The following is a 16,237-nucleotide window of genomic DNA, read 5'->3' on the forward strand; positions in this document are numbered from 1 at the left end:
CCCTTATCGACAATATTCTTGATGCTGCCAGTTCAAAAACCACAAGCAAGGGACGGCTTCTGCCGCCTCTTTTTGCTGAGTTTACTTCGACACGAAACAGAAAATTCCTGCGCAGGATGCCGTAAAAAAATTACTTCTCTAGAGAAAAATGAATGATAAATGGGCTCTAACTTTTTTACAGGCGTATGGTATACTTTTACTGAGAGGAGTGATGCGCTGCCGCTCCTCACTTTTAAAATTATCGCCCCGGAGGTGATTTCATGCCTTCCATCCCCGAGCACCTCAAGTTTACCTATGAAGATTATCTGCTTTTGCCTGAAGACAGGCGGTATGAAATCATCGGAGGCGAACTTTTGATGACCCCTTCCCCCAAGCGGGTGCATCAACAAGTAAGCAGAAACCTAACTACCATCTTGTGGTCCTACGTTAAAGCCAACGGCCTGGGAGAAATCTACGAGGCGCCGTTCGATGTGCTTTTCAGCCATCACGATGTGGTGCAGCCGGATGTACTCTTCGTGAGCCGCGAAAACCTCTCAATTGTAGGGGAAAATAACATTCAAGGAGCACCCGACCTGATCATCGAGATTTTATCGCCTACTACCGCCGAAAGAGACCTTGACCTGAAAAAAAAGCTGTATGCCCGCCATGCCGTCAAAGAATATTGGATCGTGGACCCCCACGCCCGAAAAGTGACGGTATACCTCTGGAAGGATACTGATTACGTAAAAACCGGAGTTTACGGCGAAGAAGACAGCTGGCAACCTCACCTTTTGCCCGGCCTTACCATTAAGGGCAAGGAGATATTTGCCTTTTGATTTCTTTATAAGCCCGCCTTCATGTCAATCGGGATACTCACCAATACTCTGTCGGTCGGTGGCTGCACCGGCGGCCAGGGGCAAAGAAGTAACTTGTTCATCTCGAACTCAAGTGGCAACTCACCAGATGCCCTTCATTCACATCCTGCAGCATCGGCTCCTTCTCCCGACATACCTGCCGGGCCTCGGGACAGCGGGGGTGAAAACGGCAGCCCGGCGGAGGATCTGCCGGATTCGGCGGCTCGCCCTTGACTGTAACCTGCCGGCTATATCTCTGCCGCGGGTCAGGTTCCGGCACCGCCGCCAGCAAACCCCTGGTATAAGGATGGCAGGCGCCGGACAAGAGGTCCCCTGTCGGCAGCACCTCAACAATCTTTCCGAGGTACATCACAGCGATCCGATCCGCCAGGTAACTCACGGCAGCCAGATCGTGGGAAATAAAGATATACGACAGTCCAAACCGTATTTTCAGATCTCGAAGCAGGTTTAAGATCTGCAATCTGATGGAAACATCCAGGCTGGAAACTGGTTCATCGCAGACTATCAGCTCCGGCTCTAAGGCCAGCGCTCGGGCGATGTTGATGCGCTGAAGCTGGCCACCGCTGAACTCATGGGGATACCTGGAGATGTGCTCGGGATCGAGGCCGACCGTATCCAGCAGCTCGGCTACCCTTTGCATTTGTTCCTCTCTCGTTCCCAACTTAAAGTTCGCCAGAGGCTCACCGATGATCGACCCCACGGTCTGCCGGGGGTTGAGGGAGGAATATGGATCCTGAAAAATGATCTGAATTTTGCAACGGAGTTCCCGCAGCTTTCTTCCGTACAAAGAGGTGATTTCCCGGTTGTCATAGTAAATTTTTCCTGCGGTGGGTTCCTCCAGCCTGACAATTAACTTCCCCAATGTGCTCTTGCCGCACCCGCTCTCCCCCACCAGCCCCAGGGTCTCACCCCGTTCCAGGGTAAAGGAAACGCCGTCAACTGCCCGTATTCTCTCCCGCGTTGCCCAGAAAAGACCATCTCCTGCCGGGTAGTGTTTGAACAGGTCGCGCACCTCAAGAAGGCTCATACCGGCTGGGGCTCCTTTGCCCGAATCCTCTGTGCCTGATAGCAGGCCACCAGGTGGTCTGAGGCAACGGCCTCCAGTTGAGGCCTGGGGCCGTCGCACGCATCGACCGCTACAGGGCAACGCGGGAGAAAGGCACACCTGTCGGGTAGATTGAGGAGGCTGGGCGGTTGGCCTTGAATGTGTTCAAGGGTTTCACATTTTCGATCCAGGCGCGGCACGGAACGCAGCAGCGCACGGGTATAGGGATGGCCGGGGCTTTCGAAGACTTCGATCGCCCCTCCGTACTCCACGATGGAGCCGGCATACATCACCGCCACTTCATCGGCCATTTCCGCCACAACTCCCAGGTCGTGAGTAATCAGGATGATGGCAGTATCGAACTCCGCCTGCAACCGCCGCAGTTCTGTAAGAATTTGTGCCTGAACGGTAACATCCAGGGCTGTGGTAGGCTCGTCGGCAATGAGAACTTTGGGACGGAGAGCCAAAGCTATGGCTATCATTACACGCTGACGCATGCCTCCGGACAGCTGGAAAGGGTAACGTTTCAACAGTTTTTCCGGATAGGGCAGGCCTACCCTTGCCAACAGGTCAAGCGCCCTCTGCCGCGCTTCTGCCCGGGATACCCCTTCGTGAGAGATAATTGTTTCGATTATTTGAGTGCCGACGGTCAAAACCGGATTCAGGGAAGTCATCGGATTCTGAAAAACAATGGATATTTCCTTGCCCCGGACACGGCGCAGCTGTTTTTGAGACAGGCTGAGCAGATCATATCCGTTCAGCCGGACCTCCCCGGACAAGATCTTCCCCGGTGGGGCGATCAGGCCGAGCAGTGAAAGGGAGGTAACGGTCTTACCGCAGCCGCTCTCCCCCACCAGCCCCAGAGTTTTACCGGCCTCTACTGCGAAGCTGACTCCGTTCACGGCCTTAATCACCCCGTGCCGGGTCAAAAAAATCGTTTTCAAGTCTTCAACTTCCAGCACAGGTTCACAAGGCATCCAGGCCGTACCCCCTCAACGCTCAACCGAAATGGTTTAATCTGCAACTGGCCCTCAATCTTTAAAAATTTCTCTGGGGTCGAGGGCGTCCCGCAGCCCGTCCCCCAACAGGTTGAAGGCCAGCACGACGATCATGATAGCCAGGCCTGGGTATAACATCAGCTGCGGAGCCACCTGCATATAAGGCCTGCCGTCGTTGAGCATCGCCCCCCACTCCGGCGTGGGCGGCTGAGCGCCGAGGCCCAGGAAGGAAAGCCCGGAGATGGCCAGGATCAGCTTACCCATATCCAGAGTGGCCAGCACGATCACAGGTGAAAGAACATTGGGCAGAATGTGACGGATGACAATACCGAACTCAGATGTTCCGCACGCCCTTGCCGCAACCCACATTTCGCACCCTGAAATGAAAACGACCTTTAATTTTATGATGGCTAAAAATGGCAACTAATAAAAGCTAGTTGGCATAAGGAGACCTCCCATAATTCGTACCGCAGTAAATCTCTTCACTGAAACCGGCAAGATGCAAAAGCCGGCGGATATCTTCGGTCCACTGGTTCTCCGGAACCTGATGGATAAAACCGGAATCGGTTTCAATAGTGGCTATGGTAAGGGGTTTCAGCATCTCCAGCAGCATTGTCCCCGTTGGGCTGAAAGACTTGCGCTTCCCGGGGATCGCCAAAGGCTTACTTTCTTTGGCGAGATTACGCCGCACCCGGCGCTGCAGCAGGGCATAAATCAGTAAGGCCATCAGGAAGACATAGCCTATAGCCACCACCCGTTCCGGGTTCTTGACGTAAATCCCATCCACATAAACCGGATTCTTCAGGAAGCGGAAAGACAGTTCTACTGCAGTCTGGTTTTTGTATTCCCGCAGCACATCAGCGGGAGAAAGCTCTTTATCATCAAGAATGTTCGTAATCAACACGAAAGTAGCGGCTTTTGCCTTGAGCTCCTTGACAAACTCCTCATTGACAGAGACCAGAGAGGGAACCACGCGATAATAGGTCTGATAGTTCACCGGCTCACCCTTGCGAGGCCGCCCCACCCGGCGCTTGATCACCTGCTCCTCTTTGATTTCGGTCTTCAATTCAAAGAGCGGTGAAGCGTGCTTTGCCAAAAAGATCTCCAGTTCTTTTTTGGCATCGGCCTCGCAGAAGAATTTCCTTTTAGCAAGCTCATCACAGGCAGAAAGCAGCTCCGACTTCCTGGTTTCGATCATCTTCTTGATGCTTTTCTCTTTCTTCTTGTCCAGGGATGAGGAGTGCACTACGATGAACCGGTAGGTGTGGCCGTTGAGTTCCCTGACCGCCTGCTGGATCCTGTAAACTGCGGCATCCTTTTTCTGTACGAGACTGCCCAGGTGCTGCCACCGGTTCTCCGACCATGCCCAGTCTTTCAGTTCGGCGGAGATGCTGAAAGTTTCCGGCAGCCGTGAAATGAAGGGAATCTTCTTTTCAAACAGGAGATCAAGGTTGTCATTGGTGACCAGGGCTGAATCAGCAACGTAGATTCTTTTGCCGCTATCGCAAGGCAGCATGGCTTGCAGCCGGTCAAGGACCTCTTTATTCCATTTCTTATCGCTCATGTTGCCGTCACGCATTTCCCCAAAGATGGGGATCCCTTCGCCGGTAGTGATGAGGCCGTAAAGAAACTGCTTCAGGTCAGGGCGGCGGTCTTTGCTGTAGCCGTAGGTGATGTCGAGTAAATGGTTATCTTCATCTTCCCAGTCGTACTCTCCGGCAACTGAGATGGAAGTGGTATCGGCATGAACAACTCTGGTTTCAATCCGGTGCACTTTAATGGCCGATAAGGCCAGAGCCAGGTAAACCCTGTTGGGATGGGCTTTGGCCAGTTTGGTAAGGGCTCTGCCCAGGGCATCATCATTGAACGCATCAGCGGTTATCCCCTCACCGAAGAGCACGCTGAGGTTCATTTCACGATAGAACTCTTCCACCCGGTAGAGAGGTTTTCTGGCCGTCAGGACGTTGATGACGAGCGCCTCAATCAGTGTACCGGGAGACAGGCGGCACTGCTTTGGATCCCACGTAACCATCTCATCGATGATGTCTCTGAGTTTAATCTCCCGGCAAAAGGCTGCAACCAACGGGGCAGCACCGGCATTCAGGATCTTGAATTTGGGTATGAGGCTTCTCATTCGAAATTCCCCCGATTATTGTCATTAGGGGAAAATTCGCGGAATTTTCTGGAATTCCTCCTTGCTCTGAAAATTTTTTTAAAAATTTTTTCTTAATGAAATGGCAGGGTGCGGAAGATGGGCCGCAAGAACGAACTCCTTTTCCTTCACAGATAAAACCATCCCCCGGATAACGCGCGCGTAACCAACCCACCACACTGAGGCCACGGCAAGCATCACATTAAAGAGACCGGGCCCCAGCATCCCCGCAATCACAAGGGCCAAAATCAGGTCGGGAAATGCGAGGAGAATATCAACGAGCCGCATGAGCAGATTATCCACCCGGCCGCCGCAATAGCCGGCAAAGGTACCGAAAGGGATGCTGATAAGCATAATAGTTGCCAGAGCCATAGCCGCTGCCGCCAGAGAAATCCGCGTGCCGTAAATCAGGCGGGAAAGAAGGCAGCGGCCGAGGTGGTCGGTACCCAAGGGATAAGCACGGGAAGGAGGAGACAGCCGCTGGTCCAGGGCCACCTTGAGGGGATCGTGGGGCATCAGGTAAGGGGTCAGGATCCCGACCAGGACTACCAGGGCAACGATAATCAGCCCCAGCAAAGCCAGCTTATCTCCGACCAACCTCCTTACAGCCGACCGCATAAGCCCCTCTTCCACAAGCTCTTTTGGGGGCTCTGCCATCACCCCGGCGGGGGCACCGGCCGGCACAGCCCCCTCCCCTCTCCGAGGCGAACCGCTCATCTCATCTTCTCCCTTCCAGGCGGATGCGCGGATCGAGCAGCCCATAGGCAAGGTCCACCATCAAATTGGCCACCACGAAGACGACCGCCATAAAGAGGGCATAGCCCTGAATCACCGGATAGTCCCTGTTAAAAATGGAATCAACGGCGAACTTGCCCACCCCCGGCCAGGCAAAAATGGTCTCCACGATCACCGACCCTCCCAGCAGATGACCGAAACTCATCCCGAAAAGGGTTACCGCGGGGAGCAGGGCATTTTTCAAGGCATGACGGCCTATCACCCATCTTTCACGGAGGCCCCTGGCCCGGGCCGCCCTAATGTACTCCTGCCCCAGCACCTCCAGCATACCGGAACGCAAGAGCCGGGCGTAGACGGCAGCCATCCCAAAACCGAGCGTTACCGCCGGCAGCACCAGATGGTTCAGGCCGCCCCGCCCCATGACCGGGAATATGCCCAGCTTTACCGAAAAGAGGTATATAAGCATCAATCCCAGCCAGAATCCGGGTAGTGAAGCACCCAGCAGGGCGCAGATGCGGCTGAGGTGATCCAGCAAGGCATGACGGTAAAGGGCGGCCAGAATTCCCGCAGGAACGGCAAGAAGCACCATAACCCCCAGCGCCGCTACTGTTAACTCCAGAGTCGCCGGGAAACGGGAAAAAATCTCTTCCGCCACCGGCCTGCCCGTACGAAACGACTTTCCCAGGTCGAAGTGCAGGGCATTCCAGAGCCACCTGGCGTAGCGCACATGAACAGGGTCATTCAGCCCCAGTTCGCGGCGCAGGGCTTCCACCGCTTCCCGCGTCGGCTCCATCCCCTCTGCCCTCAGCATCAACTCCGCCGGATCCCCCGGCGCAAGATTGATGAGGGCAAAGGTGATGACGGACACTCCCAGCATCACAGGAATCAGCCATAGCAATCTTTTCAGGAGATACTGCTTCATTCTCTCCACCCCGATCCCTGATAAGGGATGAAGATACCCTTAAACCAAACGAAAAAGCCACGCAGCCTTCTCACCGCTCCTTGCGGCTCTAAAGACCTTCGTGGCCTGCTTTCCGTCATTATCAAGATTTAACAACCTTTTTGTGCTTCTTACGCCGGTCAAACTGATTTGACGCCTCAAGCCGAATCCAAGCCACTGTAAACACCCAAAAAAGGAGAGATAAACCGGCCCTGTCTCAGGGGAGTGGGAATTCCCCTCGCTCCAGTCGACATCAAATCCGGTACTCCGTGCACCGGTTATGTAAAACAATTCAGGGCTTAATGTCTTAATGTTGCTCAGCACGAACCTTTTGAGACCCTGTCCACCTTTCCAATATTCGCCCTTTTTCTTAAAATTCCTTCTGCTCCAGAAATCTAACTGACGATGTTTATGGAGATCTTTCCCTGTATTTTCCCTGGCAATAGTCGGGAAATTTTTTATTTAAAACTTAATCGTTTTGGATTCACCTGTCAGCGAGCAGAAGGTGGCCTCCCCATCCTCCACGTAAAATACCTCGAAAATACCGTCATCGACCGAGTACATCTTTCTTAAAGAGGGCATCACCTCCAGCGCCTTGGCTTTGGCGGCAGGTGTGGAATTAAAAACGGCCTTCCCCCTTAAGCGTATCCACCTTCCGTCAGGTGATGCCGTACAGATCTCGAAATACGGGTTTTCCCTTAACTGTTTGTAGACATTCTTTTGATTATTGGTGCAGAACCACAGCTTCCCCTCATATTCCATCACAAAACCAAAAGGACGGACTCTGGGTTTGTTCCCCTCAACCGTAGCAATGTAAAAAGTGGGGTTTTCGGTTAAGAATTTGAGAACCTCTTGCATTTCAATCAACTCCCTCTATCTAAATTGTATTGTTAACCCCTATCTCCCAACTTTCCCACAATACTTTTAAAGCCGCAACCGGAGATCGCCCGCCGCAGTACTTACTTCTCGGCAGGGCAATCGGGTTAGCGGATTTGTCTCTTTGGGCTCTATCTTAAAAATCTACTTCGTCACCATTATTATACATAAAGTAGCCTTATAGTATCTGCAGCCGTAGTACCCTTCACGGGGATCATCGCCATCCCTGCGCTTGACCATAGCGAGATAATAAGCCGGCTTCTCAAATTTAAAGGCAACTTTACCTTGATCTTCCGCATCCCTACCCAGAGGGCGCATAAAAACGAGCGCTTTCACCCTGATGACAGGAAGGCCGCTACCTCCTCGAGAGTGAAGGCGGTGCGGCAAGGGGGGAGGACGTCCAGGAAGATCCTCCCGTAGGGGCGCGTTCTCACCCTGGGGTCAAGGATGGCCACGACGCCGCGATCCTGCCGCGTCCGGATGAGCCTCCCAAACCCCTGCTTCAGGCGGATGACCGCCTCCGGAAGGGATAAACTGTAGAAGGCGCTCCTCCCAGTCCGCTCGATAGCCTTCAGCCTGGCCTCCATGACGGGGTCATCCGGGACGGAAAAGGGCAGCTTCACCAGGATCACACAGGTGAGCGCCTCACCGGGCACATCCACCCCCTCCCAGTAAGATGCCGTAGCCAAGAGCACGGACTGCACATCATCCTTAAATACCTGAATCAGCTTTTGCTTGGGAAGATCCCCCTGCCGGAGAACCCTGAAAGGCATCTTCCCGGCGATGAGGTCGTAGACTTCGTTCATCCCTCTGTAGGAGGTAAAAAGCACAAATGCGCTGCCCCCGGTTTGCAGCAGAATCCCCTCAATAATGGGAGCGACTCTGGCGTAAAAATCAGGATCCCTTGGGTCGGGGAGCCCCGGCGGCAGGTAAAGGAGACACTGTTCCTCATATGAGAAGGGGGAATCCACGGTAACCTCCAGTGCCCCGGAACACCCGGTAGAAGCCCGAAAATAGGCAAAATCCCCCCCGATGCTCAATGTGGCCGAAGTCATCACGGCACTGGCAAGCTCCTCGTTGGAGAAGAGAAGGCGATTCAGGGTCTCTGACACGTCCAGGGGTGTAGCGTGGAGGGTCACCAGCTGGCGCCTCCCGGAGGACTCGGTTATTTCCACCCAGTAAACCTTCTCGGGATCCGCCGCGTTGAGAACCTCCCCTAGATCCCGGTTGTAGCGTTCCAGACAGTTAAAAATGGCGTTCTCCCGCTCCCCGATCAGATCGGGGTCAAACAGACGCACCGTATCCTCAACCGCTTTTATAAGCTCCCCGCCGAGGGAGCGGAGATCCGCATCCGCAGGAAGGGAAAAGCTACTGCCGGTCCCCTTCCGGGATGAGGCCACTGCTGCGAAGAACTCGCCATTTAAGGCCAGAGCCCTTTGCACGGCATCCAGATGGCATCCGTCCCTCTTGCGCAGCTGGAAGAGCAGTACCGGCAGGCGCATCGCGGAAACCTCAATCCCCATCGTACGCCGTGCTGCCTGCTCGATATGCTGCGCCTCATCGAAAACCACATAGCGGTAGGCGGGGAGAAGGGAGGCCACCCCCCCGCTGCACTCCCTGAGATGCAGGTCGGTGAAGAAAAGGGCATGGTTGCAGATGATGATCCTGGCATCCTGCAGCCTTTTCCTCGCCCTTACCAAAAAGCAGTCATCATAAAGATAGCACCTACGCCCGGGGCAGGTATCGTCACAACAAACCCGGCTCCAGGTCTCCCCGGGTTCAAAGGGGAGTTCCGCCCTGTCCCCTGTTTCCGTTGTGTCAACCCAATCCCTGAGGCGCTCCAGCACCTCTTCATCGGGGAAAAGCCCCTTGTTCTGCAGCTCCTCTATATAGCGCACCAGGCAGAGATAGTTTCCCTTTCCCTTGGCCAGCTCCGCCCGGAAATCTACCCCCAGCGCCTTTTCCAGGAAAGGAATGTCTTTGCACAGCAGCTGTTCCTGCAGGGCGATGGTAGCAGTGCTGACAATCCCCCGGGCATCATCCGCAACGGCATGGGAAAGCGGTACCAGATACGCAAAACTCTTCCCGGTTCCCGTCCCGGCCTCGGCGATCACATGGTGCTCCTGCAAAAGCCCGCGCTCCACGGCAAGAGCCATCTCGATCTGCTGCTCCCGCACCTCGTAGCCGGGGATCCCGTTGGGCAGGGTTTCCCGGAAGACTTTTTCAACAGGGGATATCACTCTTCTCATCACAAAAACTCCCCCGGAAAGTGCCGATTACAGTTTATATGCTTCAAGCGGTGCCGCCGTTTTTCTCGGCCAAACGAATCAAACCATGAGCTCCAACCGGCTTTTATTATTATACTGCTTAATTATACTCCTCACCCTAAATCTCCTTCCCGCCCCTTCCCGTTTAATGGCATTCAACCGGGCATCCTGCCTTTGATTTAAACATCCTTGTTGAGCCACACAGCGATGGGAAAACAAAGGATATTAACTTAAAATGGAGAATAATTTCATTAGATGAAACAGGAATTTAGCGTAGAGGAGGGAGCCCTGATGCCCTTTTGCCCCCGCTGCGGAGCCGAATACAGGGATGGTTTTACCGTTTGCAAGGACTGCCAGGAGGCGCTTGTAGATAAGCCCCCGCAAGACCACCTCGGCCAAAAAACCGATCGGGAATACATTGACTGGAAGTGGTCGTTCCTGACAAATGTCCGCAACAGCCAGGAAGCGGATATACTCGTGTCGCTCCTGGAGTCAGAAGGAATCCCCGCCCTGAAAAAACACAAGGGAGCCGGGCAGTTTATGGAGATCTATCTGGGAACCGCAAACGACCTCGACCTTTACGTTCCCGGATCATACCTGGAAACTGCCAGGTCCTTGATCGGTTTAAAGCAGGTAAGCATTCCTGCCGGGCGAAATGATGAAGAGGAGCCTCCCACTACGTCTTTCAGGCGGGAGACAGGCAGAATCATCATCATCGCCCTGGTGCTTGTTCCCTTTCTTATCGCCCTGATTCAATCTCTCGTCAGCACCTTCAGCAAAATCTTCGGCGAATTAAAATAAGTGTTCACCCCGACTGGTAGAAATCGGCAACCCGCTTCACCTCCACCAGGTCGCCCCCCAGCTCCCTGAAAATATCCACCGTCAAGCCGTCCACGGTCAGGTATAAAATCTGCCACCCCTGACGGGCGTAGTCCAGAAGCACTTTAATTGCGTTCCGCTTTCTGGCAGCTGATGAATTCAACAGGGGGTCATCCAGCACCAGGAACCCCTGCTCCTCCCCCAACACCCTTTCCAGCAGGGCGAGGCGCAGGGAAAGCAGCAGCTGTGCCCTGGTGCCATCGCTCAAGGAATCCTCGGTGAATTCAACGCCTTCCCCGGCGGCACTGAAGACCACATCCCCGCCCTCCCTGGTGAAGGTGAGGGTGTCGTAGCGGCCGGTAATCCTATAGAAGATCTCCCCCGCCCGGGTGAAGGGCATTAAAAGGATGTCGGCAAACTCCCCCTTGACGGCCTCAATCGCCTGCTGCACCCAAAGAGCCGCCAGGGCCTCCCTGATGGCACCCTTCAAAACCAGCGCCGCCTCTTCGAGCTTCTGGGCAAGGGAGGACACATCCTCGCAACCTATGGCATACAGGCTGCGGGCATTCTCCACCTCCTGCTGGAGGAGGTGATCGTGCTGCTGCTGCAGGGCCTGTTCCTCCCCTGCCAGTTCTGCCCCTCTTTTCTCAAGGTCGGCGATGAGGCCCTCCAGCTCCTCCAGAGGACGGGGAGCCGGAAACCGCTCCAGGTAGGGAGCCAGCTCCAGGAGCCTCTCCCTCCAATCCTCCCCCTCACCAAACAGCGCCATCAGCCGTGCCTCTATCTTACCGATTTCCCCTTCCAACCGCTCTTTCTCCTTCAGGGCGGCTTCGAGAGAGGACCGGTCGGGCATTCCGGTTTTCTGCATCAGTCCGGAAAGAGCGCTCCTGGCGCTGTCGAGTTCTCCCAGGCACTCCGCCAACCGTGACCGGGCCTCCCGAAGGCTGGCGGTGAGGTTCTCCAACTCCCGCTCTGCCAGAAGGCGCTCCCGGGCGAGTTTCCGCAGCTCTTCCTCCCGGTCCCGGCAGTCCTCATCCGCCCTCTTCAATAATTCCGCCCCTCTTTCCTCCTCTTCCTGAAAGTGCCTCTCCAGGGCGGATACGGCCGCCTCCAGGGAACCGGCAGCCTGCACCCCGCATTCCCGCAGCAGCTGCCGCACCTTCTTCTCCGCTTCTTCCACAGCCCTGCCGCAGGCAGCGGTCACCGCCGCCGATCCGACACCTACCCCTAAGGCGGCAACGGCGGCACACCCGCCGGGGATTACCTGCCCGGCTGCGATCAATCCCGCAGCCAGTGCGGCCATTATCAGAGCCAGAGCCGCAAGCCACCTCATCCTGCTCCGCTGTTCACCGGCTCTTCTGGCATTATGCAAATGCGCCCCGGCTTCTGCCAGGGTGTCGGCGCGCCTCCTCCCTTTTCGCTCCAGCTCCCGGCGCAGGCCTTCCAGCCTCTCCCGGGCGGCGCCGGAGGCGCCTTCGGCTTCCCTTATGCGCTGGGTCAGGTTATCAATCCTCACGCGCAGGTCGGCAATGCCGGCCTCCGCCCTTTCCACCCCTTCCTTCAAGGATGCTTCTTTCTCAACAAGCATCTCTTCCCTGGCGGCGAGTTCCGCCCAGAGCTGGAGATCCCCCCGGGAGCAGCGTTCATAACCCTCTTCCCCGTACCGCCGTTTGAGGGCCTGAAGTTTCCTCTCCAATTCACCGGCGGCGGCGCAGAGCGCCGCCAGGCGCTCCTCCTTCAAGGACTCCCGCTCTCTCCTGAGCGATGCCAGTTCCTCCCTGACCGATTGCAGCTTCCCTGCCGCGGCCTGCCTCTCCCGGGAAGCCTTTTCCCTGGCGGACAGAGCGGAAAGAAAAAGGTCTTTTTTGCGGCAGAGTTCCAGAGGGTTCCGGAGCTCTTCACTTTTACCTTTCGTCCAGCAGTTCCTCTTAGGGGGGAGACCTGCCCGGGCGCGCATCTCCGCCACCAGACCCGCCGGATTCTCCTCGAGGTCCGCGGAAAAGTGGCGGATGCAGGCATCCAGCAGCGGCCCCTTCTTCTCCCTGTTGCCGGACCAGAGCAAAGCCAGGTCGCTCCCCCGGACAATGGGCAGCCTGGAAAACTCAGCCGGCAGGCCGAGGAGCCTGTCGAGATCGGCGTTCCCCTCACAGGTCATCTCTTCCCCCCGGTGCTCAAGCCTCACATATCCATCGTATTCCGTAAAGCGCCGGGAGCAGAAGCGCGACTGGGCGCTGCCCCTCCGGAAAAGCATGTTTACAATTATGTCAACCAACGCCGTTTTCCCCGCCTCGTTGTCGTCGAAAACGACAGTACAGTTCTTCCCCCACCGGAAGCAGACGGGTTTTAAAAGGGGGCCGACCGGCCGGCACTTCATCTCCAGAATCCGCAAAGCTACTTCACCGTTCCCAGATACCTCATGATAAAGGAAAGGGCCTGACGGTAGATCCCCTCCCGGTCTTCCCGCACCTCACGCGCCAGTTCCCTCAGGCAGGGTTCGCCGCAGTCCTCCAGGGCGTCGACGGCAGGGGGTTCCGACTCCCGCAGAAATTGCAGACACCGGCGGGCAATCCCCGGCAGGGCGGACACCCCGGTGATGCGGAGCGTCCCCGTATTGACGTCCCGCCAGCGGTCGCGGTACCTGTCCACCAGGCTCAGGATCTCACCTGCGCAGGCCTCTTCACTGACGTTAGCCACCCAGCCGTCCACCTCCAGGTCGAGGATTACCTGATCGCTGCCGCCCCTTTCCAGAAAGAGCCGCATCTCCTCCAGGGTCTTTTCTTCCTCCCCGGGAACAAAGAAAAAGGGCACCCTTTCCCTGCGGGGCACCCCGGGGATCTTCACCCCTTGCGGGAAGACCCCCTCAGGAGAAACCTCGACGAGAAAAACCCGCCGCTCCCCTGTTTCCCGCCGGGCCAGAGGATAGGGGGTACCGCTGTAGGCGGCCCGGACGTCGTTCACGGCAAACGCCGGAAGCGTCGGGTTGTGCCAGTGGCCAAGGGCAATATAGGAAGGGGGGAAATCCTCGAAGTCACGGTCCCATAGGCAGGCCGCACCAGAGTGCCCGTTCTCTTTTAGAAAGTAACAGGCAGACAGGGAGGAGCTGTAAAAATTGGCGTGAACCAGGGCTACCAGCGGAGAGCTTTCCTGGCGCAGGGCCAGCCGCCGCAGGGCCTCCCCCCCCTCTCTCCCCGGAAGGTAGGGAACCCCGACGACCGGAACGCCGTCCACCTCCCACCGGAAGGCTTCCGGCCCACAGCAGACGTGCACGTTCCTTCCGTAATACTCACCGGAACGAAATGCCTCCGCATCGTGATTGCCGGGAATGACAAAAACCTCTCCCTCCACCGACTCCAGCAACTCCCTTACCTCCGCCCGTAAATCAAGAGCGGCCTCCGGGCTGTCGAAGAGGTCCCCGGCAACGACCAGAGCCGCACAGGCGAGCTCCTGCACCATGCGGCACACGGTGCGGAAGGCCTCCATCCTCTCCGGCGCCCCAGGGGTCAGGTGCACATCGGCAGTATGCAGCAATTTCAAAGAGAATCACCTTCTCATTCTAACCCGGCTCTCTTTTCCAACACCTTAAAAGGACTACCACCTCTATTAACCTGCCTTCACCGGGCAAAAACGGAGCTGGCAGGGGATTTACGTCCCGGGAGGAGGGCGACCGCTTACCGCCGCAGCGGTTGCACCTGGTTACTGCCGCCCTCCGGACCCCTTCCTTTCAGCCGACCGAAATCGAATTGACCAGTCGGCCGTCAATGTAGAGGAAAACAACACCCGAGCCATAAGTATAAACAGGGATCTTATATTCCCCCGCCTCCATCCTCTCCTGGTAGGCGGTGCGCCTGCCGGCGCCGTCCTGCACCTCCAGGCGCACGGTCGAACTCTGCAAGAGCTGCACCGTGATCAGCGTTTTTCTTCCCGGGGCTCCCACCTGTCTGACGGAGATCTCGACGGCAGTCCCCTCCGGATGGCTGGTACGAGGCGGAGGAGCGGTTGCCGCGACGACACCGTCAGGTGGATTTCCGGCAATGCGAAAACCCGCCTTTTGCAGCTCCTCGACCGCCTCTGCCGCCGGCCATCCCCTGACGTCGGGCACCGTGACGAGGCGTGAAGAATCGACCGTGAGAAAAACGGGAAGACCTTTCAAAAACCTGCTCCCCGCCGGCGGCCACTGGTCAACAATCCTCCCTTCCTCCGGGTTGCCGCCGTCCTGCTGCCCTCGAAGACGGACGGACAGACCGACTGCAGCCAGTTGCCGGGAAGCGTCGGCAAGGGTCAGCCCCTGAACCTGGGGCACGACTGTACCCGCCCGAAAATACCAGAGGAAAAGCAGAAAGGCCAGGCAGACAAAGGCAGCTCCCGTCAGGAAAAGAGGTCTGGACAGCAATGCCCGGAGGAACAACGATGAAGGAGAAGGCTTTACCCGGGAAGCCCTTCCTGCAGGGCTCAGGATCCGGGTAGCAGCCTCATCCCCGCTTTCACAAAACGGCCTCAGTGCCCCCGCCAGGGAGAGGGCAGTGGGGTAACGCCGCTCAGGATCCTTGGCAATGGCCTTTTGGACGACAGCCGCCAGCAGCGGGGGCACCTGAGGGTTGATCTCGTCTACCGGAACCGGCTCCTCGTACAGCTGTTTGTCGGTGATTTCTTTCAGGGAGCCCCCCGTGAACGGAGGGGTTCCGGTAAGCAGCTCGTAAAGGACGACCCCTGCACTGTATATATCCGATTGAAAACAGGCTTCTTCCCCCCGGATCCTCTCCGGAGCCAGATAAGGAGCCGACCCGATCAACACCCCCTTTTGATCGACCAGGGAGGAATCGTGGATATTTGCCGCCAGGCCGAAATCCGCCACCTTGACCTGCCCGGCGGCGTTCACCAGAATATTATGGGGTTTGATGTCGCGGTGAATAATGCCCTGCTCATGAGCTTTGGCCAGCGCCAAACAGACCTGAGCCATTAGGTTCGCCGCCCGTTCCGGGGGCAGCGGCCCTTCCCTTTGCAGCAGATCCCGCAGGCTTTCCCCCGGAAAATATTCCATTACCAGAAAATAGTCTTCCCCTTCTTGAACCAGATCGAAAATGGATATGATATTGGGGTGGGATAGCGCCGCCGCAGCCCGGGCCTCCCGCCATAAGTGCTCCCGAAAGATTTCGTTTTTGGAAAGGTGTGGATGCAGGACCTTGATCGCTACGGTTCTGTTCAGCAAGTTGCACCGCGCCCGGTAAACGGTGCCGATACCCCCGCGCCCAATCTCCTCTTCAATTTCGTAACGGTTCGCGAGCAATTTATGATTCATGGCCTGACCGTTCCCTTTTTTGTCATGAAAATAGATCACATACCCCGCCGGTCTACCGCTCGACTCCCGATTCCAGGCTGAACAGGACGACGGCTCGCTTCGGGACAGCTCTGGGGTGCTGCGTAACATGTTGCGAACTGCTTCTGCCAATCAGCGTTTGGCCTCGCAGCAAATCCATTCCATCGCAGCTCAATAGGTGAGGTGTCTGTACTCGCATCCCGACCTGTCATCCTCGCTTCGCCTGTCCTGTTACCC

At 56.5% G+C, this 16,237-nt stretch carries 14 protein-coding genes; 2 read left to right on the top strand and 12 right to left on the bottom strand.

What is annotated here, in order from left to right; genetic code table 11:
- Positions 1-260 precede the first annotated feature (260 nt).
- Complete coding sequence (locus TPH_RS12530) at positions 261-815, top strand: Uma2 family endonuclease (RefSeq protein WP_015051564.1); 555 nt, start codon at positions 261-263, stop codon at positions 813-815.
- Between the two features lie 97 nt (positions 816-912).
- On the opposite strand, the gene TPH_RS12535 is transcribed toward TPH_RS12530, so the two are convergent.
- From TPH_RS12535 to TPH_RS12580, 9 genes are all read right to left on the bottom strand, one after another.
- The gene (locus TPH_RS12535; RefSeq protein WP_015051565.1) at positions 913-1,881 is read right to left on the bottom strand and encodes an ABC transporter ATP-binding protein; all 969 of its coding nucleotides are present in this window, start codon (positions 1,879-1,881) and stop codon (positions 913-915) included.
- Complete coding sequence (locus tag TPH_RS12540) at positions 1,878-2,876, bottom strand: ABC transporter ATP-binding protein (RefSeq protein WP_015051566.1); 999 nt, start codon at positions 2,874-2,876, stop codon at positions 1,878-1,880. The genes TPH_RS12535 and TPH_RS12540 overlap by 4 nt, the downstream gene beginning before the upstream one ends.
- A 54-nt stretch (positions 2,877-2,930) precedes the next feature.
- On the bottom strand, positions 2,931-3,266 hold the full coding sequence (locus TPH_RS12545; RefSeq protein ID WP_015051567.1) for an ABC transporter permease: 336 nt from the start codon (positions 3,264-3,266) through the stop codon (positions 2,931-2,933).
- 64 nt (positions 3,267-3,330) lie between these two features.
- Complete coding sequence (locus tag TPH_RS12550; protein WP_015050280.1) at positions 3,331-5,031, bottom strand: IS1634 family transposase; 1,701 nt, start codon at positions 5,029-5,031, stop codon at positions 3,331-3,333.
- Positions 5,032-5,109: 78 nt separating this feature from the next.
- A complete protein-coding gene (locus TPH_RS12555; protein WP_049886132.1) occupies positions 5,110-5,766 on the bottom strand; it encodes an ABC transporter permease in 657 nt (218 codons plus the stop codon).
- Position 5,767: 1 nt separating this feature from the next.
- Positions 5,768-6,706, bottom strand: coding sequence for a nickel ABC transporter permease (gene nikB, locus TPH_RS12560; RefSeq protein WP_015051569.1), 939 nt, complete (start codon positions 6,704-6,706; stop codon positions 5,768-5,770).
- Between the two features lie 480 nt (positions 6,707-7,186).
- Positions 7,187-7,582 carry a pyridoxamine 5'-phosphate oxidase family protein gene (locus TPH_RS12570; protein WP_015051570.1) on the bottom strand — a complete coding sequence of 132 codons (396 nt, stop codon included), beginning with the start codon at positions 7,580-7,582 and terminating at the stop codon, positions 7,187-7,189.
- A gap of 162 nt (positions 7,583-7,744) precedes the next feature.
- Complete coding sequence (locus TPH_RS16085) at positions 7,745-7,936, bottom strand: hypothetical protein (RefSeq protein WP_015051571.1); 192 nt, start codon at positions 7,934-7,936, stop codon at positions 7,745-7,747.
- Positions 7,933-9,849 carry an ATP-dependent DNA helicase gene (locus TPH_RS12580; RefSeq protein ID WP_015051572.1) on the bottom strand — a complete coding sequence of 639 codons (1,917 nt, stop codon included), beginning with the start codon at positions 9,847-9,849 and terminating at the stop codon, positions 7,933-7,935. The genes TPH_RS16085 and TPH_RS12580 overlap by 4 nt, the downstream gene beginning before the upstream one ends.
- Positions 9,850-10,122: 273 nt before the next feature.
- Here TPH_RS12580 and TPH_RS12585 point away from each other — a divergent pair, with 273 nt between their 5' ends.
- Positions 10,123-10,668 (top strand): putative signal transducing protein, encoded by a 546-nt coding sequence (locus TPH_RS12585; protein ID WP_148275916.1) that lies wholly within the window; start codon positions 10,123-10,125, stop codon positions 10,666-10,668.
- Positions 10,669-10,672: 4 nt separating this feature from the next.
- Here TPH_RS12585 and TPH_RS12590 read toward each other — a convergent pair whose 3' ends face one another.
- The 3 genes from TPH_RS12590 to TPH_RS12600 form a co-directional block, all read right to left on the bottom strand.
- Entirely contained in the window at positions 10,673-13,075 is a 2,403-nt protein-coding gene (locus TPH_RS12590) for an ATP-binding protein (RefSeq protein ID WP_028991298.1), read from the bottom strand.
- Positions 13,076-13,077: 2 nt separating this feature from the next.
- On the bottom strand, positions 13,078-14,220 hold the full coding sequence (locus tag TPH_RS12595) for a metallophosphoesterase family protein (RefSeq protein ID WP_015051575.1): 1,143 nt from the start codon (positions 14,218-14,220) through the stop codon (positions 13,078-13,080).
- Between the two features lie 187 nt (positions 14,221-14,407).
- On the bottom strand, positions 14,408-16,132 hold the full coding sequence (locus tag TPH_RS12600; protein WP_148275917.1) for a protein kinase domain-containing protein: 1,725 nt from the start codon (positions 16,130-16,132) through the stop codon (positions 14,408-14,410).
- Positions 16,133-16,237: the final 105 nt, after the last annotated feature.

The organism is Thermacetogenium phaeum DSM 12270, assembly GCF_000305935.1.
Classification (GTDB): domain Bacteria; phylum Bacillota; class DSM-12270; order Thermacetogeniales; family Thermacetogeniaceae; genus Thermacetogenium; species Thermacetogenium phaeum.